Origin of the sequence: Shinella yambaruensis, assembly GCF_022899355.1 — a bacterium.
Taxonomy (GTDB): Bacteria; Pseudomonadota; Alphaproteobacteria; order Rhizobiales; family Rhizobiaceae; genus Shinella; species Shinella yambaruensis.
Window position 1 is genome coordinate 89,120 of the sequence record NZ_JALJCK010000004.1, and the last position, 20,925, is coordinate 110,044.

Sequence of the window (20,925 nt, forward strand, 5' to 3'; positions counted from 1 at the left end):
GCCTCAGGCCGTGCCCCCGTTCAGCTTTGCGCCGAGATCGGCGAAGAACTGCGTCGCGAGCTTCTTCGACGTCGAATCGATGAGGCGTGAGCCGAGCTGGGCGAGCTTGCCGCCGATCTGCGCCTTGACGTCGTAGGAAAGGATCGTGCCGTCGCCATCCTCGGTGAGCCGCACGTCCGCGCCGCCCTTGGCAAAGCCGGCGATGCCGCCCTTGCCCTCGCCGGAGATCGTGTAGCTCTCGGGCGGGTTGAGGTTCGACAGCGTCACCTCGCCGCTGAAATTCGCGGAGACGGGACCGATCTTGATCTTCACCGTCGCTTCCAGCTCGTTCGGCGATTTCATGGTGAGCGACTGACAGCCCGGGATGCAGGCCTTCAGCACGTCCGGATCGTTGAGCGCCGCCCAGACGGCCTCGCGCGGCGCGGCAATGCGTTCTTCGCCGGACATGTTCATGATCGATCCTCCCTTGTCGGACCAAAACTATCGCAATCGGAAAGCGCTTTGCCAAGTGGGGGAGGGATGGTATGGGGACCGCTTGTTTTCCGGCGCTGCCGGTGAGAATTCAACCGACGACGGACGATCGATCGTGAAGGACAGACACCGCCGGCCGAAGAGCGGCCCCGCCGCGCCCGTCAAGGCGCGCGCCGAGAGGGGCCCGGCCGCAAGGGCCCCCGCCCCGCCGAAGAAGGAGCCGCGCCCGGCGGCCGAGGCGCCTGTGCGCCCCCTGACGCGCCGCGAAGGCGAGAAACCGGCCGAGCGCGTGCCGGTCATCCTCGAAACCGCGGGCTCCGACCAGTACCGCCTGATCGACAGCGGCGCTGGCGAGAAGCTCGAACAATACGGCCCCTACCGCATCGTGCGGCCGGAAGCGCAGGCGCTCTGGCAGCGCAGCCGTCCCGGCATCTGGGACAAGGCCGACGCGCTCTTCACCGGCGACACGGACGAGGACGGCATGGGGCGCTGGAAATTCCCCAGGGCTGCGCTGGGCGAGACCTGGCCGATGCAGCTGCTCGGCGTCGATTTCCACGGCCGCTTCACCGCCTTCCGCCATGTCGGCGTCTTCCCGGAGCAGCTCGCCCACTGGCGCTGGATGAAGGAGAAGGTCGAGACGGCGGGCCGGCCCGTCAAGGTGCTGAACCTCTTCGGCTATACCGGCGTCGCCTCGCTGGTCGCGGCCAGCGCCGGCGCGGAGGTCACCCATGTCGACGCCTCCAAGAAGGCGATCGGCTGGGCGCGCGAGAACCAGGCGCTCGGCCGCATGGAAAAGCTGCCGATCCGCTGGATCTGCGAGGACGCGATGAAGTTCATCCAGCGCGAGGAGCGCCGCGGCAGCACCTACGACATCATCCTGACGGACCCGCCGAAATTCGGCCGCGGCCCCAACGGCGAGGTCTGGCACCTCTTCGATCACCTGCCGCTGATGCTGGATGTCTGCCGCGAGATCCTGTCGCCCAGGGCGATCGGCCTTGTGCTGACGGCCTATTCGATCCGCGCGAGCTTCTATTCCATCCACGAATTGATGCGCGAGACCATGCGCGGTGCCGGCGGCACGGTGGAATCGGGCGAGCTCGTCATCCGCGAGAGCGGCCCCGACGGCAGGGATGCCGGCCGCGCGCTCTCCACCTCCCTCTTCAGCCGATGGGTCAGCGCATGAGCCACGATCATTCCGCAACGCGCCGCGTCGGTCAGGTGAAGGAGGTGACGAGCCTTTCCAACCCGATCGTCAAGGACATCAAGGCGCTGTCCGACAAGAAGCACCGCGACGAGACCAGGAGCTTCATGGCGGAAGGCCTGAAGCTGGTCATCGACGCGCTGGAACTCGGCTTCGAGATCCGGACGCTGGTCTATGCCAAGAACGTCAAGGAGAAGCCCCAGGTCGTGCAGTGCGCGACGAAGACGGTGGCGCGCGGCGGGTTGGTGCTGGAGGTCAGCGAGAAGGTGCTGTCCTCGATCACGCGGCGCGACAATCCGCAGATGGTCGTCGGCATCTTCACCCAGCGCTGGACGCCACTGCGCGAGCTGAAGCCGAAGACCGGCGAGACCTATGTCGCGCTCGACCGCGTGCGCGATCCCGGCAATCTCGGCACGATCATCCGCACGGCGGATGCCGCGGGCGCGAGCGGCGTCATCCTCGTCGGCGAGGCGACCGATCCCTTCTCGATGGAGACCGTGCGCGCCACCATGGGCTCGGTCTTCGCCATGCCGCTGGTCAAGACGAACGTCGCCGATTTCCTCGCCTGGAAGAAGACGGCGGGCGTCGAGGTCGTCGCGACCCACCTTGCCGGCGCCGTCGACTACCGCACCATCGACTACAGGAAGAAACCCGTCGTGCTGCTGATGGGCAACGAGCAGTCCGGCCTGCCGGACGAGCTTGCCCGGGCGGCGGATGCGCTTGCCCGCATCCCCCAGGCCGGCCGCGCCGATTCGCTCAATCTCGCCATCGCCACCGGCGTCATGCTCTTCGAGGCCCGCCGTCACCTCCTGACGCTGGAAGCCCGCGCATGAGCGAACGCATTCCGCTGATGTCCCGGCCGGTGCCCGTTATCGTCGTCATCCTCTTGGCGCTCGCCGTCGACCAGGCGATAAAATTCGCCGTCGAGATATGGCTTCCCTTCCAGGAGGCGGTGCATGTGATGCCGATGCTGGCCCTCTACCGCACCTACAATTACGGTGTCGCCTTCTCCATGCTCTCGGGCATGGAGAGCTGGTTCATCATCACGCTGCGGCTCTTCGTCGTCGGCTTCGTCGTGTGGCTCTGGCGGCAGACGCCGAAGGCGCGCGGCTTCGCCCATGCCGGTTATGCCTTCATCATCGCCGGCGCCTTCGGCAACATCATCGACAAGGTCCTCCTGGGCTACGTCATCGACTACGTGCTCTTCTACACGGAAACCTGGTCCTTCGCGGTGTTCAACCTTGCCGACACGTTCATCACCATCGGCGCCGGACTGGTCATCCTCGACGAACTCCTCCTGCTGCGCCGGCGCAATCGTTAAAATTCGAACGACTTGCTGAAGCCGATTTGAACGGTCCGCGTGCTATGCGGGCGTTCATGAGCGAACCCGTCAAGCTACAAGACCGGCTCAAGGCCGAATTTGCCGAAGCGCCGCGCCGCGCCGCCCGCACCCGTAGGCAGGAAGAGGCGGCGGCCGATCCGCAGGCCGTCGAGGTGGAGGCGGCCGCGGCCGTGCCCGAGCCGGAGGGCCACGCGACGGTCCGCAGCGTGATCGCCGGCACCGGCCTGCTGTTCGGCGCGCTCGTGCTGGCAACGGGTTTTGCCGCCGGCTTCTACATCGCGGCCGTCGTGCTCGGCCTTGCCGGCATGGCCGGCGGGGTTTTCCTCTTGCGTGCGCGTCGCCCGGCATCCGGTGTCGAGGCGACGCATGACCGCTCCTGGGAGCGCAGCGAGACCTCGGAAATCCTCTCGGCCATCCATGACGTGCTCGGCGACATCGTCGTCATGCGCGCGCTCGACGGCCGCATTCTCAGCGCCAATGCCGTTCTCACCGACCTGACGGGCGCAACCGACGTCGTCGGCCGGACCTGCGAGGCGCTCGGCCTTACCTTCCGCTCGCAGGCGATCGCCCATCGCTACGACGTCGATGTCGAGGGCCTGGCGGGCAAGCGCATCTATTCCTGGCACGACGTCACCGTGCGCGATCCCGCCTCCGGCGATCTCGTCGTGCATTCCATCGCCCGCGACGTCACCGAGGAGCGCCGCGCCGAGGGCGAGCGCGAGCGCGCCCGCCAGCGCGCCGAGGAGGCGAGCGCGGCAAAGTCCCGCCTGCTCGCCACCGTCAGCCACGAGATCCGCACGCCGCTCTCGGGCATTCTCGGCATGTCGCATCTCATCGGCCAGACGCGGCTGACCGCCGAGCAGAAGAACTACCTTGCCGGCATGCGCCAGTCCGGCCATGCGCTCGTCCAGCTCGTCGACGACCTCCTGGATTTCTCCACCATCGAGGCCGGCCGCTTCCAGCTTCGCCCCTCCGAGGAGCCGGTGCGCCCGATGCTGGAAAGCGTCGTGGAAATGCTCTCGCACCGCGCCCATGAAAAGGGCATCGAGATCGGCTCCTTCGTTTCTCCGGACGTGCCGGGCCTTCTCCTCTACGATGCGCCGCGCCTGCGCCAGGTGCTCTACAACGTGGTCGGCAATGCGGTGAAGTTCACCCATACGGGCGGCGTCCTTCTGGAAACCACGCTCGATCGCGGCGCCGTCGTCATCCGCGTCACCGACACCGGCCCCGGCATGAATGCCGAGGAGCAGGCCCGCATCTTCCAGGAGTTCGAGCAGACGGGAAGCGCCGCGCAGCGCAGCGGCGGCACCGGCCTCGGCCTTGCCATCTCCGCCCGCATCCTCAGCGAGGCCGGCGGTGCGCTGACGCTCGAAAGCACGCCCGGCAAGGGCAGCACCTTCACCATCCGCATGCCGGTCGATCGCCCGCACAAGGCCGCGGGCACCGGCGGTGCGCGCAAGGGCGTCTTGAAGGGCAGCCTGGTCTTCCTTCTCGCGCCGGCCGGCCCGGCCTCCAGGGCGCTGGTGCGCACCATCGATGCGCTCGGCGGCACCTGCCATCTCGCGACGGGGCTCGACGAGGCGCTCGACCTTGCCCAGGGCCTTGCCGGCAAGCGGGCCGAACTGACCGACATCATCGTCGACAACCGCCTTGCCGGCGTCTTCCGCCGGGAGCTGGCCGATCTTGCGATGTTCCGCGACAGCCGTGCGCGCCGCATCTATCTCGTCAATCCGGAGGAGCGCAGCGGCCGTGCGATCGGCAATGGCGAGGGCTACGATTCCTGGCTCATCCGGCCGCTGCGCGAACGTTCGCTGGTCGAGGTGCTGCGCGGCCGCATGAAGGGCATCGAGGTGCGCGATGCGATCAACGACAACCGCCCGATCCTGAAGGACCTGCCGCCCGCCGCCGCCGAGCCGGCGGAGACAGCCGCGACGGGCGCGCGCATCCTCCTTGCCGAGGACGATCCGGTCAATGCCATGCTGGTGCGCTCCGTGCTGGAACGAGCCGGCCACACGGTGCGCCATGTGCCGGACTATTCGGCGCTCGTCTCCGCGCTTGCGGGCGCGACGGATGCCGGCCCCTTTGCCGCCGATCTCGTCCTCACCGATCTCGGCATGCCGGGCGGCGAGGGCAGGGAGATGATCGCCCGCATCGTGCGGCGCGATTATGGCAATGCCCGCCTGCCGGTCGTCGTGCTGACGGCGGACAGTCGTGCGGGGCTGCGCGAGGAGCTTCTGGCGACCGGTGCCGACGCCGTGCTGGCAAAGCCCGCCGATCCCGTTCAGCTGATTGCGGAAATCGCCCGCCTTGCCCGGCGCGCGCCGGCCTGATCTTCTCCGGCCGGTGGCTTTTCGCTATCCAAGCCGGCCTTGCGTCATTATCCTGTTGCAGAATCGTGGTTAAAACCGCGAAGTTTCGTTTGACGGGTACACTGCCATGACGCTCGACCTCGCCCAGACCATCGCACCGGCGGAGATGCTCCAGAAGACGGCCCCGGCCGCGGGCCGCTCGGGTACGGACGTGCTCGGCCGCATCGGCAATCTCGAAACGCGCATCGCCCGTTCGGTGACGGAGATCGACGCGGCCCAGGCCGTGCGCTACCGCGTCTTCGCCGAGGAGATGCAGGCGCAGCTTTCGCCCGACGCCATCCGCCGCAAGCGCGATATCGATGCATGGGACATGGTCTGCGACCATCTCCTCGTGCTCGACACTTCGATCGAGGGCGATGCGGAAGAGCAGATCGTCGGCACTTACCGCCTGCTGCGCCAGGATGTCGCCGCGGTCTCCGGCGGCTTCTATTCCCAGTCGGAATTCGACGTGGAGGCGCTGGTTGCGCGCCATCCGGAAAAGCGCTTCATGGAACTCGGCCGCTCCTGCGTGCTGCCGGCCTACCGCACCAAGCGCACGGTGGAGCTGCTCTGGCAGGGCAACTGGGCCTATTCGCTGAAGCACGGCATCGACGTGATGTTCGGCTGCGCCTCCTTCCACGGCATCGTGCCGGAGGAGCATGCGCTGGCGCTCTCCTTCCTGCATCACAACGTGCTGGCGAAGGACGAGTGGAGTGTTTCGGCCCGGCCGGAGCTCTTCCGCACCATGGACCTGATGCCCGCGGAAGGCATCGACACGCGCAAGGCGCTTTCGGCGCTGCCGCCGCTCATCAAGGGCTATCTGCGCCTCGGCGCGACAGTCGGCAACGGTGCCGTCGTCGATCACGGCTTCAACACGACGGATGTCCTGATCGTGCTGCCGATCGGCAAGATCTCCGGCCGCTATCTCAATTACTACGGCGCGGATGCCGGGCGTTTCGCCAGCTGAACAGTTTCATTGAAGGTCAGTATAGTCTGATTTGCCGCCCGTTCCCGACCTCCGGGACGGGCGGCTTTTTGTTTCGCTGGATTCGCGGAAGCAAGCCGCAGTCCTGCGGCCATGGCCGCGGGACTGTCCCGGCAGGTCAGACGCCGGAATTGTAGGCGGCCAGCGTCGCCATGTTGACGATGTCGCTGTCCTTCGCGCCCATCGAGACGATCTGCACCGACTTGTCGAGGCCGACGAGCAGCGGGCCGATCACCGTCGAGCCGCCGAGCTCCTGCAGCATCTTCGTCGAGATCGACGCCGAATGGAACGCCGGCATGACGAGCACGTTGCCGGGGGCCGAAAGGCGGCAGAACGGATACTGCTCCATGATGCGCGGGTTGAGCGCCACGTCGGCCGCCATCTCGCCGTCATATTCGAAATCGACGCGGCGGCGGTCGAGGATCTTCACGGCTTCGCGCACCCGCTCCGAACGCTCGCCCGAGGGATGGCCGAAGGTGGAGTAGGCGAGCATGGCGACGCGCGGCTCGTAGCCGAGGCGGCGGGCAAGGCCGGCCGCTTCCTCCGCGATGTCGGCCAGTTCCTCCGAGGAGGGCATGTCGTGCACGGCAGTGTCGGCGACCAGCACGGCGCGGCCGCGGCAGAGCGCCAGCGACGCGCCGATGACCCGGTGGCCGGGCTTGGCGTCGATGCAGCGGCGCACGTCTTCCAGCGCGGTGGAATAGTTGCGGGTGAGGCCCGTCACCATGCCGTCGGCATCGCCGAGCGCCACCATGCAGGCCGCGAAGTGGTTGCGGTCGTTGTGGATCAGGCGCTGGGCGTCGCGGTAGAGGAAGCCCTTTCGCTGCAGGCGGGCATAGAGGTAGTCGATATAGACGTTGTTGCGCTTGGAGATGCGGGCATTGAGCAGTTCGATGCCGGGCCGGTCGAGGTCGATGCCGGCGCGTTCCGCCGTCTCGCGGATGTGCTCCTCGCGGCCGAGCAGGATGGCGGTGCCGAGCTGCTGGTTGGCATAGGACACGGCGGCGCGCATCATCTGCTCTTCCTCGCCCTCGGCGAAGACGACGCGCTTCGGCTGGCGCCGCACGCGGGCATAGATCTGCTGGAGCGTCGAGGCGATCGGGTCGCGTCGGGCGCGCAGGTCGCGTGCATAGGCGTCGAGGTCGGGGATGTTCTTGCGCGCGACGCCGGTCTCCATCGCCGCCTTGGCGACGGCGACGGGGATGGCCGAGATGAGGCGCGGGTCGAAGGGGACGGGGATGATGTACTGCGCGCCGAAGCGCGGGCGCACGCCCTGGTAGGCGGCGGCGACGTCGTCCGGTACGTCTTCCTTGGCAAGATGGGCGAGCGCCTCGGCCGCCGCGATCTTCATCGCGTCGTTGATGGTGGAGGCGCGCACGTCGAGCGCGCCGCGGAAGATGTAGGGGAAGCCGAGAACGTTGTTGACCTGGTTCGGATAGTCCGAGCGGCCGGTGGCGACGATCGCGTCGTCGCGGATGCGGGCGACCTCTTCCGGCGTGATCTCCGGGTCGGGATTGGCCATGGCGAAGATGATCGGCCGCGGCGCCATGGAGCGGATCATCTCCTCCGAAAGCGCGCCCTTGGCCGAAAGGCCGAAGACAACGTCGGCGCCGTCCATGGCCTCGGCGAGCGTGCGACGGTCGGTCTTGACCGCATGCGCCGACTTCCACTGGTTCATGCCGTCTTCGCGGCCCTGGTAGATGACGCCCTTGGTGTCGCAGAGGATGACGTTCTCCGGTGCGAAGCCCATCGACTTGATGAGCTCGATGCAGGCGATGGCGGCGGCGCCCGCGCCGTTGCAGACGAGCTTGGTCGTCTTGAAGTCGCGGCCGGTCAGCGCCAGCGCGTTGATCAGGCCGGCGGCGGCGATGATGGCGGTGCCGTGCTGGTCGTCGTGGAAGACCGGGATGTCCATCAGTTCGCGCAGGCGCTGCTCGATGATGAAGCAGTCGGGCGCCTTGATGTCTTCCAGATTGATGCCGCCGAAGGATGGACCGAGATAGCGCACGCAATTGATGAACTCGTCGACATTTTCGGTGTCGACCTCGAGGTCGATCGAATCGACGTCGGCGAAGCGCTTGAAGAGCACCGACTTGCCTTCCATCACCGGCTTGGAGGCGAGCGCGCCGAGATTGCCGAGGCCGAGGATGGCCGTGCCGTTCGAGATGACGGCGACCATGTTGCCGCGCGTCGTGTAGTCATAGGCGGTCGCCGGATCCGCGGCGATGGCCTTCACCGGCACCGCGACGCCCGGCGAATAGGCGAGCGAAAGGTCGCGCTGCGTCGCCATCGGCTTGGTCGGCGTGATCTCCAGCTTTCCGGGGCGCCCGGACGCGTGGAAATCCAGTGCTTCCGTGTCGGTGACGGTTGCCCTCTGGCGATCGGATTTGTCGGTTCCCGGCATGCTTCCCCCTTCACACTCCTGTGGGCGATAGGCCCATAACTCCTCGCAGGTGTTGTTTTCTATAGCGCCCCGTGGCTAGGGTGACACCTCTTTTTTAGGAAGAACTGACTCTCCGTGAACGATCAGATCGTGCGTCCGAACGATATCCTGTCGACGGCAGACCTTGCCAGTGACGAAAGCCGCGCATCGGCAACGCCGATGATGGAGCAGTATATCGAAATCAAGGCGGCCAATCCGGACAGCATGCTGTTCTACCGCATGGGCGATTTCTACGAGTTGTTCTTCCAGGACGCCGTGGACGCCGCCCGCGCGCTCGGCATCACGCTGACGAAGCGCGGCCAGCATATGGGCCTCGACATCCCCATGTGCGGCGTGCCGGTCCATGCCGCCGACGACTATCTGCAGAGGCTGATCGCGCTCGGATTCCGCGTCGCGGTCTGCGAGCAGGTCGAGGATCCGGCGGAGGCGAAGAAGCGCGGCTCGAAATCCGTCGTGCGGCGCGACGTGGTGCGCCTCGTCACGCCGGGCACGCTGACCGAGGAGAAGCTGCTCTCGCCCTCCGACGCCAACTACCTGATGGCCGTCGCGCGCATCCGCGGCGGGGCGGAACCATCGATGGCGCTCGCCTGGATCGACATTTCGACCGGCATCTTCCGTCTGTCGGAAACCGGCCAGGGCCAGCTTCTCGCCGATATCCTGCGCATCGAGCCGCGCGAACTGATCGTGCCGGACACGGTGTTCTACGATCCGGAATTCCGCCCGGTGCTCGATGTGCTCGGGCGCGTCGCCGTGCCGCAACCGGCCGTGCTCTTCGACAGCGCGACGGCGGAGGGCCGCATCGCCCGCTATTTCGGCGTCTCGACGCTGGATGGCTTCGGCACTTTCTCCCGCGCCGAACTTGCCGCCGCCTCGGCGGCCGTCGCCTATGTGGAAAAGACGCAGATCGCCGAGCGCCCGCCGCTCGGCCGGCCGGAGCGGGAAAGTTCCGCCTCCACGCTCTTCATCGATCCGGCGACGCGCGCCAATCTCGAACTGGTGCGCACGCTCTCCGGCGAGCGCTCCGGCACGCTCCTGAAGGCGATCGACCGCACGGTGACAAGCGGCGGGGCGCGGCTGCTCGCCGAGCGGCTGATGTCGCCGCTGACCGATCCGGACACGATCAACGCGCGGCTCGATTCGATCGCCGCCCTTGGCGACCGGCCGTCCTTCTGCGAGGACCTGCGCGCGGTGCTGAAGCGGCTGCCCGACATGCCCCGCGCCCTGTCGCGCATCGCGCTCGGCCGGGGCGGGCCGCGTGATCTCGGCGCGATCCTGCAGGGCCTTTCGATTTCCGGCGACGTCGCCCGGCTGATGGCCGCCGAGGGGTTGCAGGGCGAGCTTGCCGAGGCCGCGCAGGCCATCGGCGCACTGCCGCTCGACCTTTCGCATCGCCTTGCCGTCATGCTCGCCGATGAGCTGCCGCTCTTGAAGCGCGACGGCGGCTTCATCCGCGAGGGCGCGGATGGCGAACTCGACGAGATGCGGGCGCTGCGCGACCAGTCGCGCCGTGTCATTGCCGGGCTCCAGCTGCAATATGCCGAGGAAACGGGCGTCAAGTCGCTGAAGATCAAGCACAACAACGTGCTCGGCTACTTCATCGAGGTTTCCGCCGGCAATGCCGCGGCGCTGACGGAGGGCGACGAGGCAAAGGCGCGCTTCATCCACCGCCAGACCATGGCCGGCGCCATGCGTTTCACCACGACGGTGCTTTCCGAGCTGGAGACGAAGATCGCCAATGCCGCCGACCGGGCGCTCGCCATCGAGCTTGCCGCCTTCAACGGCCTGGTCGATGCCGTTGTCGCCGAGGCCGAGGCCATCAAGGCGGCGGCGCGGGCGCTTGCCGTCATCGATGTCTCCGCCGGGCTTGCGGCGCTTGCCGAGGAGCAGGCCTATTGCCGGCCCGTCGTCGACCGCTCCACCATGTTCGCCATCGTCGGCGGGCGGCATCCGGTCGTCGAGCAGGCGTTGCGCCGCCAGCAGGCCGCCGCCTTCGTCGCCAATTCCTGCGACCTCTCGCCGAAGGACGGCAAGGGCCACGGTGCGATCTGGCTGCTCACCGGCCCGAACATGGGCGGTAAGTCGACCTTCCTGCGCCAGAACGCGCTCATCGCCATCCTCGCCCAGATGGGATCCTACGTGCCGGCCGAAAGCGCCCATATCGGCATCGTCGACCGGCTCTTCTCGCGCGTCGGCGCGTCGGACGACCTTGCCCGCGGCCGCTCGACCTTCATGGTGGAAATGGTCGAGACGGCGGCAATCCTCAACCAGGCGACCGACCGTTCCCTCGTCATCCTCGACGAGATCGGCCGCGGCACCGCGACCTTCGACGGTCTTTCGATCGCCTGGGCCGCCGTCGAGCACCTGCACGAGGCCAACCGCTGCCGCGGTCTCTTCGCCACGCATTTCCACGAGCTGACCGTGCTGTCGGAAAAGCTCGACCGTCTTTCCAACGCCACAATGCGCGTCAAGGAATGGGACGGCGACGTGATCTTCCTGCACGAGGTCGGCCCGGGTGCGGCGGACCGCTCCTACGGCATCCAGGTGGCGCGCCTTGCCGGCCTGCCGCCGTCGGTGGTCTCGCGCGCCAAGGATGTGCTGGCCAAGCTCGAGGATGCGGACCGCAAGAATCCGGCAAGCCAGCTTATCGATGATCTGCCGCTGTTCCAGGTCGCGGTGCGCCGCGAGGAGATCCAGCGCGGATCCGCCCCGTCGAAGGTGGAGACGCTGGTGAAGGCGCTCAACCCGGACGACATGACGCCGCGCGAGGCGCTCGATGCCCTCTATGCGCTGAAGAAAGAACTTGGCAATCGCTAGCGCCTGGGATCATTGTCCTCGCCTGCGGAAAGGGTCTATAGCGCATGCGAACCGAACGGGCGATCGACGAGAAGCGGGACGCAAGCCGGCATCCGATGGAAAAGAAACTCCTGGCGCCGGCCGATTCCGGCCTGATCGACGTGCCCGCGCTGCGCGCCAGATGCGAATTCATTGCCAGCACCAATGCCGACTATCGCGACCGCATGCGCCGCGAGCTGCTGGCCGAGTTCAAGAAGGTGAACGCCGCGGGCCGCGAGCGGGCACGCGAACTGCTCTTCGCCGATGGCAGCGGCCTGCAATGCGCCGCGCGCATTTCCTGGCTGCAGGACCAGCTGATCGCCGTCCTGCACGACTTTGCACTCAACCACGTCTTCAGCGCCGGCCAGGCGCCGCCCGCCGCCCGCATCACGGTGACGGCCGTCGGCGGCTATGGCCGCGGCACGCTGGCACCGGGCTCGGATATCGACCTGCTCTTCCTCCTGCCGGTAAAACCCGCCGCCTGGAGCGAGCCGGCCATCGAGTTCATGCTCTACATCCTGTGGGATCTCGGCTTCAAGGTCGGCCATGCGACGCGCAACCTGGAGGAATGCATCCAGCTTTCCAAGGGCGACATGACGATCCGCACCGCGATCCTGGAGGCGCGCTACATCTGTGGCTCGGTGGCGCTGTTCGAGGATCTTGCCCTCCGCTTCGACCGAGAGATCATCCGCGGCACCGGCCCGGAATTCATCGCGGCGAAGCTCGCAGAGCGCGACGAGCGCCACCGCAAGGCCGGCGACACGCGCTACCTCGTCGAGCCGAACGTCAAGGAAGGCAAGGGCGGGCTTCGCGACCTGCACACGCTGTTCTGGATCGCCAAGTATTTCTACCACATCCGCGACCCCGCCGACCTAGTGAAGCTCGGCGTCCTGTCGCGCCAGGAATACAAGCTCTTCCAGAAGGCGGACGACTTCCTCTGGGCGGTGCGCTGCCACATGCACTTCCTGACGGGCAAGGCGGAGGAACGGCTCTCCTTCGACATCCAGCGCGAGATCGCCGAATGCCTCGGCTACCAGCCGCATCCCGGCCTTTCGGCGGTCGAGCGCTTCATGAAGCACTATTTCCTCGTCGCCAAGGACGTCGGGGACCTCACGCGCATCTTCTGCGCCACGCTGGAGGACCAGCAGGCCAAGGAAGCGCCCGGCCTCACCGCCGTCATCAGCCGCTTTACCCGCCGCACGCGCAAGATCGCCGGCACGCTCGATTTCCTCGAGGATCGCGGCCGCATCACCATCGCCGATCCCGACGTCTTCAAGCGCGATCCCGTCAACCTGATCCGGCTCTTCCACATCGCCGACATCAACGGGCTGGAATTCCATCCCGACGCGCTGAAGCAGGTCACGCGCTCGCTGAAGCTCGTCAACGCGGCGCTGCGCGAGAACGAGGAGGCGAACCGCCTCTTCCTGTCGATCCTCACCTCGCCGCGCGATCCCGCGCTCATCCTGCGCCGCATGAACGAGGCGGGCGTGCTCGGCCGGTTCATTCCGGATTTCGGCAAGATCGTCGCGATGATGCAGTTCAACATGTATCATCACTACACGGTCGACGAACACCTGATCCGCGCCGTCGGCGTGCTGGCGGATATCGACCAGGGGCGCGAGAAGGATGCCCATCCGCTGAGCTACCAGCTGATGCCCGGTATCGAGGACCGCATTTCGCTCTATGTCGCGGTGCTGCTGCACGACATCGCCAAGGGCCGGCCGGAGGACCATTCGGAGGCGGGCGCCAGGGTCGCGCGCAAACTCTGCCCGCGCTTCGGGCTCTCGCCGAAGCAGACGGAGCTTGTCGTCTGGCTGATCGAGGAGCACCTGACCATGTCGATGGTCGCGCAGACCCGCGACCTCAACGACCGCAAGACCATCGTCGACTTCGCCGAGAAGGTGCAGTCGCTGGAGCGGCTGAAGATGCTGCTCGTGCTGACGGTCTGCGATATCCGCGCCGTCGGCCCGGGCGTGTGGAACGGCTGGAAGGGCCAGCTCCTGCGCACGCTCTATTACGAGACCGAACTCCTGATTTCCGGCGGCTTTTCCGAACTGTCGCGCAAGGAGCGCGCCCATGCCGCGCGGGAAATCCTCTCCGGCGCGCTTCCCGCCGACTGGAGCCAGAAGGACCGCAAGACCTATACGCGGCTGCACTATGATCCCTACCTGCTGACGGTCTCGCTCGAGGACCAGGTGCGCCACGCGGCCTTCATCCGCGAGGCGGACAAGGCAGGCCAGCCGCTGGCGACGATGGTGCGCACGCATTCCTTCCACGCCATTACCGAGATCACCGTGCTTTCGCCCGACCATCCGCGCCTCCTGACGGTGATCGCCGGGGCCTGCGCGGCGGCGGGCGCCAACATCGTTGATGCGCAGATCTTCACCACCTCCGACGGCCGGGCGCTCGACACGATCCTCGTCAACCGCGAGTTCCCGAACGATGCCGACGAGACGCGCCGGGCGGGCACGATCGGCCGGATGATCGAGGATGTGCTCTCCGGCCGCAAGCGCCTGCCGGAGGTGATCGCCACTCGCACGAAGAGCCGCAAGCGCAACCGTACCTTCACCGTCTCGCCCGCCGTGACGATCTCCAACACGCTGTCGAACAAGTTCACCGTGATCGAGATCGAGTGCCTCGACCGCCCCGGCCTCCTGTCCGAGGTGACGGCGGTGCTGTCGGATCTCTCGCTCGATATCGCCTCGGCCCATATCACCACCTTCGGCGAAAAGGTTATCGACACCTTCTACGTCACCGACCTCGTCGGCCAGAAGGTCACCAACGACAACCGGCAGGCCAACATCGCCGCGCGGCTGAAGGCCGTCATGGCGGACGAGGCGGACGAGCTGCGCGACCGCATGCCGCCCGGCATGATCGCGCCCGTTGCCGCCACGTCGAAGAGGATCAGGACGGAACAATGAGTCTGGTGAAAAAATTCGCGACCGTGGGCGGCGCGACGCTGGGCAGCCGCGTGCTCGGCTTCGCGCGCGAAACGCTGATGGCTGCAGCCCTCGGCACCGGGCCGATGGCCGACGCCTTCTACGCCGCCTTCCGCTTCCCCAACCTCTTCCGCCGCCTCTTCGCCGAGGGCGCCTTCAACGCCGCCTTCGTGCCGCTCTTCGCGAAAGAGATCGAGGCCGGCGGCATCGACGGGGCGAAGCGCTTTTCCGAGGAGGTCTTCGGCGTCCTCTTCACCGTGCTCCTGATGCTGACCATCGCGATGGAGCTCCTGATGCCGCTCATCGTCGCCTGGATCATCGCGCCGGGCTTCGTGGGGGATGCGGAGAAGTTCGATGTCACGGTGAAGCTCGCCGTCGTCATGTTCCCCTATCTCATGTGCATGTCGCTGACGGCGATGCTGTCGGGCATGTTGAATTCGCTGCATCACTATTTCGCCGCTGCCGTCGCGCCCGTCTTCCTCAATGTTGTGCTGATCGGCGCGCTCGGCTACGGGCTCTGGCAGGGTGCCTCGCCGCTGGAAACGGCCTGGTATCTCTCCTGGGGCGTGCTCGCCGCCGGCCTCCTGCAGATGGCCGTGCTCTATGCGGGCGTGCGCCATGCCGGCATGAAGATCGGTTTTCGCCGGCCGCGCATGACGCCGAACGTCAAGCGCCTGCTCTGGCTCGCGCTGCCGGCGGCGGTGACGGGCGGCATCACCCAGATCAACCAGATCATCGGCCAGATGATCGCCTCCACCAAGGACGGCGCGATCGCCGCCCTGCAATATGCCGACCGCGTCTACCAGCTCCCCCTCGGCGTCGTCGGCATCGCCGTCGGCGTCGTGCTGCTGCCGGAACTCGCCCGCGCGCTGAAGGGCGGGCAGGAGCGGGAGGCGGGCAACCTGCAGAACCGCTCGATGGAATTCGTGCTCTTCCTGACCCTGCCCGCCGCCGGCGCGCTCTGGGTCATCTCCGACGAGATCGTGCGCGTGCTCTACGAGCGCGGCGCCTTCAGCCCGGAAACCACATCCATCGTCGCCGGCACGCTTGCCATCTACGGGCTCGGCCTGCCGGGCTTCGTGATGATCAAGGCGCTGAACCCGGGCTTCTTCGCCCGCGAGGATACCAAGACGCCGATGCGCATCACGCTGCTGTCGGTCGTCGTCAACTGCATCCTCGCCGTCTCGCTCTTCCCGCTGTTCCACGAGCGCGGCATCGCCACGGCCGAAGCCGTTTCCGGCTGGCTGACGGCGCTGCTGTTGTTCGTGACGCTGGTGCGGCGTGGCCATTGGCCGCTGGAAAAGGCGCTGCTCTGGCGCGTCGCCCGCCTGCTGGCCGCGACGGTCATCATGGCCGTGGCACTCGACTACGCCTCCGGCTATTTCGCCGATCGCCTTGCATCCACCGCGCCGCCCTACGAGCAGCTCGTGGCGCTCGGCCTGCTGATCGCCCTTGCCATGCTGGTCTATTTCTCCGTCGCCTTCCTCATCGGCGGCGCCGATCTCGGCATGATCCGGCGCAATCTCAAGCGCAAGGGCAAGGCCGCGCCGAGCGAGGAAAGCGCCGAATAGGCCGCCTCAGCGCGCCGCGAGCCGGGCGCGCCTTGCAAGGCGCGCCAGCCCGCCGCAATGATGCCAGTTGCGCCTCGGCCCCACATCGACATGCACGATGCCGTTGCAATAGGTGCCGACGCCGCCGATGGCCGGCGCGGACCTTGCTGCGTCGACGATCCGCTTCACCGGCACGCCCTGCACGCGGATATCGGCAGCGAGGCATTTTCGATGCAGCGATCCCCTCCGGCCGGCGGAGCGGTGGCCGGATGTGACGAGCGGCCGTCGCCCGACCTGCCGGGCGATATGGAGAAGGATTGCCCGCAGCTTGCCGGGGAAACATCGGTGCCGCACGCGCGGCGTCTGCACGGTATAGATCTTCGCCGCGCCCTTCTCGATTCTCGCGGCGTGCTTGTGCCGTCCGCTCGCCATGGCTTCGCTCGCGAAGAACGACGTCAGCGCGATCATGCAGGCAAGCACGGTCGAACAGCTCTTTCGCATGGCACACGCCCTCCGGTCTGCGCCTTTGCGTCGAAACGCGGCCTGTCGAAATCCGACGGTCCCTGCCCCCGCCCGGAGATAAGAACCGGAAAGTGTCATTTATGAGGAGTTTCTGATGAGACGTGGCAACCGGGCGGCGCTGCTGCGGTCTTGATCGCCGCCCCCGCGCCGTGCATAAGCGGCGCCACGACAACAACGGAACCAGGCCTTCCACCCGCCTGAAGGATATCGCCATGAGCGCATTCAAGCCCCTCGTCTTCTCCGGCGTGCAGCCGACCGGCAACCTCCATCTCGGCAACTATCTCGGCGCGATCCGCAAGTTCGTCGCCCTGCAGGCCGACAACGACTGCATCTACTGCGTCGTCGACCTGCACGCGATCACCGCGCAGCTCGTGCACGAGGACATGCGCGGCCAGATCCGCTCGATCGCCGCGGCCTTCATCGCCGCCGGCATCGACCCGAAGAAGCATATCGTCTTCAACCAGTCGGCCGTGCCGCAGCATGCCGAACTCGCCTGGATCTTCAACTGCGTGGCGCGCATCGGCTGGATGGAGCGCATGACCCAGTTCAAGGACAAGACCGGCGGCAAGAATGCCGAACAGGTCTCGCTGGGGCTGCTTGCCTATCCGAGCCTGATGGCCGCCGACATCCTCGTCTACCGCGCCACCCATGTGCCGGTCGGCGACGACCAGAAGCAGCACCTGGAGCTGACCCGCGACATCGCGCAGAAGTTCAACATCGATTTCGGCAGCCACATCCGCAAGGCCGGCACCGGCGTCGACATCGTCGTCGGCGAGGAGCCGGTGCATGCCTATTTCCCGATGGTCGAGCCGCTGATCGGCGGCCCGGCACCGCGCGTCATGAGCCTGCGCGACGGCACCAAGAAGATGTCGAAGTCGGATGCCTCCGACCTGTCGCGCATCAACCTCACGGACGATGCCGACACGATCTCCAAGAAGATCCGCAAGGCCAAGACCGATCCGGATGCCTTGCCGGGCGAAGTCGAGGGCCTGAAGGGCCGCCCGGAGGCGGAGAACCTCGTCGGCATCTATGCCGCGCTCTCCGACAAGTCCAAGGCGGAGATCCTCGCCGAGTTCGGCGGCCAGCAGTTCTCCGTCTTCAAGCCGGCGCTCGTCGATCTCGCCGTCAACGTCCTCTCGCCCATCACCGACGAGATGCGCCGCCTGATGGACGACACGAGCCATATCGACGCCATCCTGCGCGATGGCGGCGAAAGGGCGCGGGCGCGGGCCGAAAAAACCATGAAGGAAGTTCGCGACATCATCGGTTTTGTGCAGTAAGGTCGCCTCGAAACGTCCCGGCGCAAATCCCGGCAGAAGTGTGCAGCGGTTTGCGTGCGGAATTGCGCAGCACCTGGAGATGATGAGGCCGTATGGTTTCTCGACGACTTTCCCGCCTTGAAGGCCACCGCCGGAAATTCCTGGCGGTCATCGACGACACGCCGGAATGCCAGCGCGCCGTCCACTATGCGGGAATGCGGGCGAAGAATTCCAATGGCGGCGTCGTCCTGCTCTATGTGATCGCCAACGGCGATTTCCAGCAATGGCTGGGCGTCGAGGAGATCATGCGGGCCGAAGCGCGCGAGGAAGCGGAGGCCGTGCTGGCGAAGGCGGCGCAGGCCTTGCGCGAATCGGTCGGCATCGAGCCGGAAACGGTGATCCGCGAGGGCGTCGCCAGCGAAGAGATCAACGGGCTGATCGAGGAGGACCGGGACGTCGCGATCCTCGTGCTGGCGGCCGGTTCCGCCAAGGAGGGGCCGGGGCCGCTCGTCTCCTCGCTTGCCAGCCGTGGCCAAGCCTTTCCGATCCCGGTGACGGTCATTCCGGATTCGCTGTCCGACGAGGAACTGGACGCGCTGAGCTGATCTCCAGTCTTGAAGAAAGGCGCGGAAACGCCTATCTTCTTTTGAATTATTCTAAATATTCTGGCCGATCGGCGAGCGCCCGGCCGCACGGAGAGAAAGATGTTCATCCAGACCGAAGCGACGCCGAACCCGGCGACCCTGAAATTCCTGCCGGGCAAGGTGGTTCTGGAGACCGGTACGGCAGAGTTCCGCGACGAGACGGAAGCGCGCGCGGCCTCGCCCCTGGCGGCCCGCCTCTTCGCAGTCCCCGGCGTCACGGGCGTGTTCCTCGGCTATGATTTCATCACCGTCACCAAGGACGGCGCCGACTGGCAGCACATGAAGCCGGCGATCCTCGGCAACATCATGGAACACTTCATGTCCGGCCAGCCGGTCATGGCGAGCGGCGCGCTCGGCGGCAACGAGACCGATGAGGGCGAATTCTTCGACGAGGGCGACGAGACGATCGTCGCCACCATCAAGGAACTGCTCGACAGCCGCGTGCGTCCGGCCGTGGCCCAGGACGGCGGCGACATCACCTTCAAGGGGTTCCGCGACGGCGTCGTCTATCTCAACATGAAGGGTGCCTGCTCGGGTTGCCCGTCCTCAACGGCGACGCTGAAGCACGGCGTGCAGAACCTCCTTCGCCATTTCGTACCGGAAGTGCAGGAAGTTGAAGCCGTCATGTAAGGCCTGCCCCGCAATGCCCCGGTGCCCGGCATGATCGTGCTTGCGATCGATACGGCCGGCACGGGTTGCCATGCGGCGCTCTATGACCCCGACGAGGACAGGATTCTCGGCGCCGCCGGCGCCGATATCGGCCGTGGCCATGCCGAGCGGCTGATGGAATTCGTCGATGCGGCGTTCGATGCCGCCGGCCTCACGCTCAAGGATATCGATCGGATCGCCGTCACCATCGGCCCCGGCTCCTTCACCGGCATCCGCGTCGGCGTCGCGGCGGCGCGCGGCCTTGCGCTGGCGCTCGGCATTCCTGCCGTCGGCGTCTCCACCCTGTCGGCGCTCGCCGCCGACCATCGGACCGCCGTGCCGCTGCTGGTCGCGATGGACGCCAAGCGGGACGAGGTCTACTGGCAGCGCTTCGCCGCCGATGGCAGCGCGCTGTCGCCGCCCGCGATCGCTGCCCTGGACGCAGCGCGAACGCTCGCGGCGGGGCATGACGGGGCGATCGCCGGCTCGGCGGCCGCGCTCCTGCTCGATGGCGCGCCGCAGGGCGGCGACGGCGTTTCCATCGCCACCGTCGCGCGCCTCGGTGCCCGCCTCGACCCGGCGGACCATCCGCCGAAGCCGCTCTATCTGCGCGGTCCCGATGCCAAGCCGCAGGCGGGTTTCGCGATCAAGAGGGCATGATCGCATGTCCCTGACCGACTATTTCACCCGCAAGCCTGCCTTCGACATCTTCCCGCTGGAAACCGCTGATGCCGGCATTGCGGCGGCCCTGCATCGCGCACGTTTCCCCCAGCCGTGGAACGACGGCGAGTTCCATTCGCTGCTGCTGCAGGAGCCGGTCTACGGCTTCCTGGCGCTGCGGGAGGGCGCGCACGGCCGCATGGCCGGCGGCTTCGTGCTGGCCCGGGCCACGGCCGGGGAGGCGGAGATCCTGACGATCGGCGTCGACGAGCGGTTTTCCCGCGCGGGCCTCGGTTGGCGGCTGATGCAGGCGGCACTGCGCGAGGCCAAGATGCGCGGCGCCGAAGACATTTTCCTGGAGGTCGACGAGGGCAATGTCGCTGCTCGCGGGCTCTATGCCAAGCTCGGCTTTGTGAAGGTCGGCGAGCGCAAGGCCTATTATGTCGCCGCCGACGGCCACAGGTCCACGGCGCTTGTCTTGCGGCGCGATCTTCGTTAGTCCCCTATCGGGAGGCTGAACGGAAGAGGGCTGGATCGCATGTCGGATGTCGAGAAATCGCTGGAAGAGCTTTGTGTCGAGCGCGGCATGCGCATGACCGAGCAGCGCCGCGTGATCGCGCGCGTGCTGGAGGCCTCGGCCGATCACCCGGACGTGGAGGAGCTCTATCGCCGCTCGTCGGCCGTCGATTCGCGCATTTCCATCTCCACCGTCTACCGCACGGTCAAGCTCTTCGAGGATGCCGGCATCATCGAGCGCCACGATTTCCGCGACGGCCGCTCGCGCTACGAGACCGTGCCGGACGAGCACCACGACCACCTGATCGACCTGAAGAGCGGCGAGGTCATCGAGTTCCACTCGCCGGAGATCGAGGCCCTGCAGGAGCGCATCGCGCGCGAGCACGGCTTCAAGCTGGTCGACCACCGCCTCGAACTCTACGGCATTCCGCTCAAGGAGGGCGAGTGAGGCGGCCCATGACCGTTCGCTTCAGGGTGCTGCATCCGGTACCGCGGCACCCCCCTCTGCCCTGCCGGGCAGAGGGGGGAAGCCACCTTTCATCAAGGCCGGTTTTCTCCCAGCGAC

Annotated in this window: 17 protein-coding genes; 14 read left to right on the forward strand and 3 right to left on the reverse strand. The window is 66.9% G+C overall.

Annotation, left to right across the window (positions count from 1 at the left end; genetic code table 11):
- Positions 1-3: 3 nt before the first annotated feature.
- Positions 4-453 (reverse strand): SRPBCC family protein, encoded by a 450-nt coding sequence (locus MUU56_RS10410; protein WP_244767244.1) that lies wholly within the window; start codon positions 451-453, stop codon positions 4-6.
- Between the two features lie 55 nt (positions 454-508).
- Here MUU56_RS10410 and MUU56_RS10415 point away from each other — a divergent pair, with 55 nt between their 5' ends.
- From MUU56_RS10415 to olsB, 5 genes are all read left to right on the forward strand, one after another.
- Positions 509-1,654 (forward strand): class I SAM-dependent methyltransferase, encoded by a 1,146-nt coding sequence (locus MUU56_RS10415; RefSeq protein ID WP_398430431.1) that lies wholly within the window; start codon positions 509-511, stop codon positions 1,652-1,654.
- On the forward strand, positions 1,651-2,505 hold the full coding sequence (locus MUU56_RS10420) for a TrmH family RNA methyltransferase (protein ID WP_244767246.1): 855 nt from the start codon (positions 1,651-1,653) through the stop codon (positions 2,503-2,505). Before MUU56_RS10415 ends, MUU56_RS10420 begins: the two co-directional genes overlap by 4 nt.
- Entirely contained in the window at positions 2,502-2,993 is a 492-nt protein-coding gene (gene lspA, locus MUU56_RS10425) for a signal peptidase II (RefSeq protein ID WP_244767247.1), read from the forward strand. The genes MUU56_RS10420 and lspA overlap by 4 nt, the downstream gene beginning before the upstream one ends.
- A gap of 56 nt (positions 2,994-3,049) precedes the next feature.
- The gene (locus MUU56_RS10430; protein ID WP_244767248.1) at positions 3,050-5,344 is read left to right on the forward strand and encodes a hybrid sensor histidine kinase/response regulator; all 2,295 of its coding nucleotides are present in this window, start codon (positions 3,050-3,052) and stop codon (positions 5,342-5,344) included.
- A 145-nt stretch (positions 5,345-5,489) separates the two neighbouring features.
- Complete coding sequence (gene olsB / locus MUU56_RS10435) at positions 5,490-6,329, forward strand: l-ornithine N(alpha)-acyltransferase (protein WP_244767616.1); 840 nt, start codon at positions 5,490-5,492, stop codon at positions 6,327-6,329.
- A gap of 136 nt (positions 6,330-6,465) precedes the next feature.
- Here olsB and MUU56_RS10440 read toward each other — a convergent pair whose 3' ends face one another.
- Positions 6,466-8,751, reverse strand: a complete 2,286-nt coding sequence (locus MUU56_RS10440) for an NADP-dependent malic enzyme (protein WP_244767249.1) — start codon at positions 8,749-8,751, stop codon at positions 6,466-6,468.
- 114 nt (positions 8,752-8,865) lie between these two features.
- Here MUU56_RS10440 and mutS point away from each other — a divergent pair, with 114 nt between their 5' ends.
- The 3 genes from mutS to murJ all read left to right on the forward strand — a co-directional run bounded on the left by mutS (position 8,866) and on the right by murJ (position 16,132).
- Entirely contained in the window at positions 8,866-11,604 is a 2,739-nt protein-coding gene (gene mutS / locus MUU56_RS10445; RefSeq protein ID WP_244767250.1) for a DNA mismatch repair protein MutS, read from the forward strand.
- A gap of 95 nt (positions 11,605-11,699) precedes the next feature.
- A complete protein-coding gene (locus tag MUU56_RS10450; protein ID WP_244767617.1) occupies positions 11,700-14,543 on the forward strand; it encodes a [protein-PII] uridylyltransferase in 2,844 nt (947 codons plus the stop codon).
- A complete protein-coding gene (gene murJ, locus MUU56_RS10455; protein WP_244767251.1) occupies positions 14,540-16,132 on the forward strand; it encodes a murein biosynthesis integral membrane protein MurJ in 1,593 nt (530 codons plus the stop codon). The genes MUU56_RS10450 and murJ overlap by 4 nt, the downstream gene beginning before the upstream one ends.
- Positions 16,133-16,138: 6 nt before the next feature.
- On the opposite strand, the gene MUU56_RS10460 is transcribed toward murJ, so the two are convergent.
- On the reverse strand, positions 16,139-16,612 hold the full coding sequence (locus MUU56_RS10460; RefSeq protein WP_244767252.1) for a YcbK family protein: 474 nt from the start codon (positions 16,610-16,612) through the stop codon (positions 16,139-16,141).
- A gap of 233 nt (positions 16,613-16,845) precedes the next feature.
- On the opposite strand from MUU56_RS10460, the gene trpS reads away from it, so the two are divergent.
- The 6 genes from trpS (at position 16,846) to MUU56_RS10490 (ending at position 20,808) form a co-directional block, all read left to right on the forward strand.
- Positions 16,846-17,913 (forward strand): tryptophan--tRNA ligase, encoded by a 1,068-nt coding sequence (gene trpS / locus MUU56_RS10465; protein WP_244767253.1) that lies wholly within the window; start codon positions 16,846-16,848, stop codon positions 17,911-17,913.
- Between the two features lie 92 nt (positions 17,914-18,005).
- On the forward strand, positions 18,006-18,497 hold the full coding sequence (locus MUU56_RS10470) for a universal stress protein (RefSeq protein ID WP_244767254.1): 492 nt from the start codon (positions 18,006-18,008) through the stop codon (positions 18,495-18,497).
- Between the two features lie 99 nt (positions 18,498-18,596).
- Positions 18,597-19,166 carry a NifU family protein gene (locus tag MUU56_RS10475; protein WP_244767255.1) on the forward strand — a complete coding sequence of 190 codons (570 nt, stop codon included), beginning with the start codon at positions 18,597-18,599 and terminating at the stop codon, positions 19,164-19,166.
- Positions 19,167-19,196: 30 nt separating this feature from the next.
- The gene (tsaB, locus tag MUU56_RS10480; protein ID WP_244767256.1) at positions 19,197-19,844 is read left to right on the forward strand and encodes a tRNA (adenosine(37)-N6)-threonylcarbamoyltransferase complex dimerization subunit type 1 TsaB; all 648 of its coding nucleotides are present in this window, start codon (positions 19,197-19,199) and stop codon (positions 19,842-19,844) included.
- 4 nt (positions 19,845-19,848) lie between these two features.
- Positions 19,849-20,343 carry a GNAT family N-acetyltransferase gene (locus MUU56_RS10485; protein WP_244767257.1) on the forward strand — a complete coding sequence of 165 codons (495 nt, stop codon included), beginning with the start codon at positions 19,849-19,851 and terminating at the stop codon, positions 20,341-20,343.
- A 39-nt stretch (positions 20,344-20,382) separates the two neighbouring features.
- Entirely contained in the window at positions 20,383-20,808 is a 426-nt protein-coding gene (locus MUU56_RS10490) for a Fur family transcriptional regulator (RefSeq protein WP_244767258.1), read from the forward strand.
- Positions 20,809-20,925 lie beyond the last annotated feature (117 nt).

What these genes read in the sequence shown, in the direction of transcription:
- MUU56_RS10450 (WP_244767617.1), top strand. Translation starts at nt 11,700, where the DNA reads ATGGAAAAGAAACTCCTGGCGCCGGCCGATTCCGGCCTGATCGACGTG.
- tsaB (WP_244767256.1), top strand. Translation starts at nt 19,197, where the DNA reads ATGATCGTGCTTGCGATCGATACGGCCGGCACGGGTTGCCATGCGGCG.
- MUU56_RS10470 (WP_244767254.1), top strand. Translation starts at nt 18,006, where the DNA reads ATGGTTTCTCGACGACTTTCCCGCCTTGAAGGCCACCGCCGGAAATTC.
- MUU56_RS10440 (WP_244767249.1), bottom strand. Translation starts at nt 8,751, where the DNA reads ATGCCGGGAACCGACAAATCCGATCGCCAGAGGGCAACCGTCACCGAC.
- MUU56_RS10460 (WP_244767252.1), bottom strand. Translation starts at nt 16,612, where the DNA reads ATGCGAAAGAGCTGTTCGACCGTGCTTGCCTGCATGATCGCGCTGACG.
- lspA (WP_244767247.1), top strand. Translation starts at nt 2,502, where the DNA reads ATGAGCGAACGCATTCCGCTGATGTCCCGGCCGGTGCCCGTTATCGTC.
- olsB (WP_244767616.1), top strand. Translation starts at nt 5,490, where the DNA reads ATGCTCCAGAAGACGGCCCCGGCCGCGGGCCGCTCGGGTACGGACGTG.
- MUU56_RS10420 (WP_244767246.1), top strand. Translation starts at nt 1,651, where the DNA reads ATGAGCCACGATCATTCCGCAACGCGCCGCGTCGGTCAGGTGAAGGAG.
- MUU56_RS10490 (WP_244767258.1), top strand. Translation starts at nt 20,383, where the DNA reads ATGTCGGATGTCGAGAAATCGCTGGAAGAGCTTTGTGTCGAGCGCGGC.
- MUU56_RS10475 (WP_244767255.1), top strand. Translation starts at nt 18,597, where the DNA reads ATGTTCATCCAGACCGAAGCGACGCCGAACCCGGCGACCCTGAAATTC.
- MUU56_RS10485 (WP_244767257.1), top strand. Translation starts at nt 19,849, where the DNA reads ATGTCCCTGACCGACTATTTCACCCGCAAGCCTGCCTTCGACATCTTC.
- MUU56_RS10410 (WP_244767244.1), bottom strand. Translation starts at nt 453, where the DNA reads ATGAACATGTCCGGCGAAGAACGCATTGCCGCGCCGCGCGAGGCCGTC.
- MUU56_RS10430 (WP_244767248.1), top strand. Translation starts at nt 3,050, where the DNA reads ATGAGCGAACCCGTCAAGCTACAAGACCGGCTCAAGGCCGAATTTGCC.
- trpS (WP_244767253.1), top strand. Translation starts at nt 16,846, where the DNA reads ATGAGCGCATTCAAGCCCCTCGTCTTCTCCGGCGTGCAGCCGACCGGC.
- murJ (WP_244767251.1), top strand. Translation starts at nt 14,540, where the DNA reads ATGAGTCTGGTGAAAAAATTCGCGACCGTGGGCGGCGCGACGCTGGGC.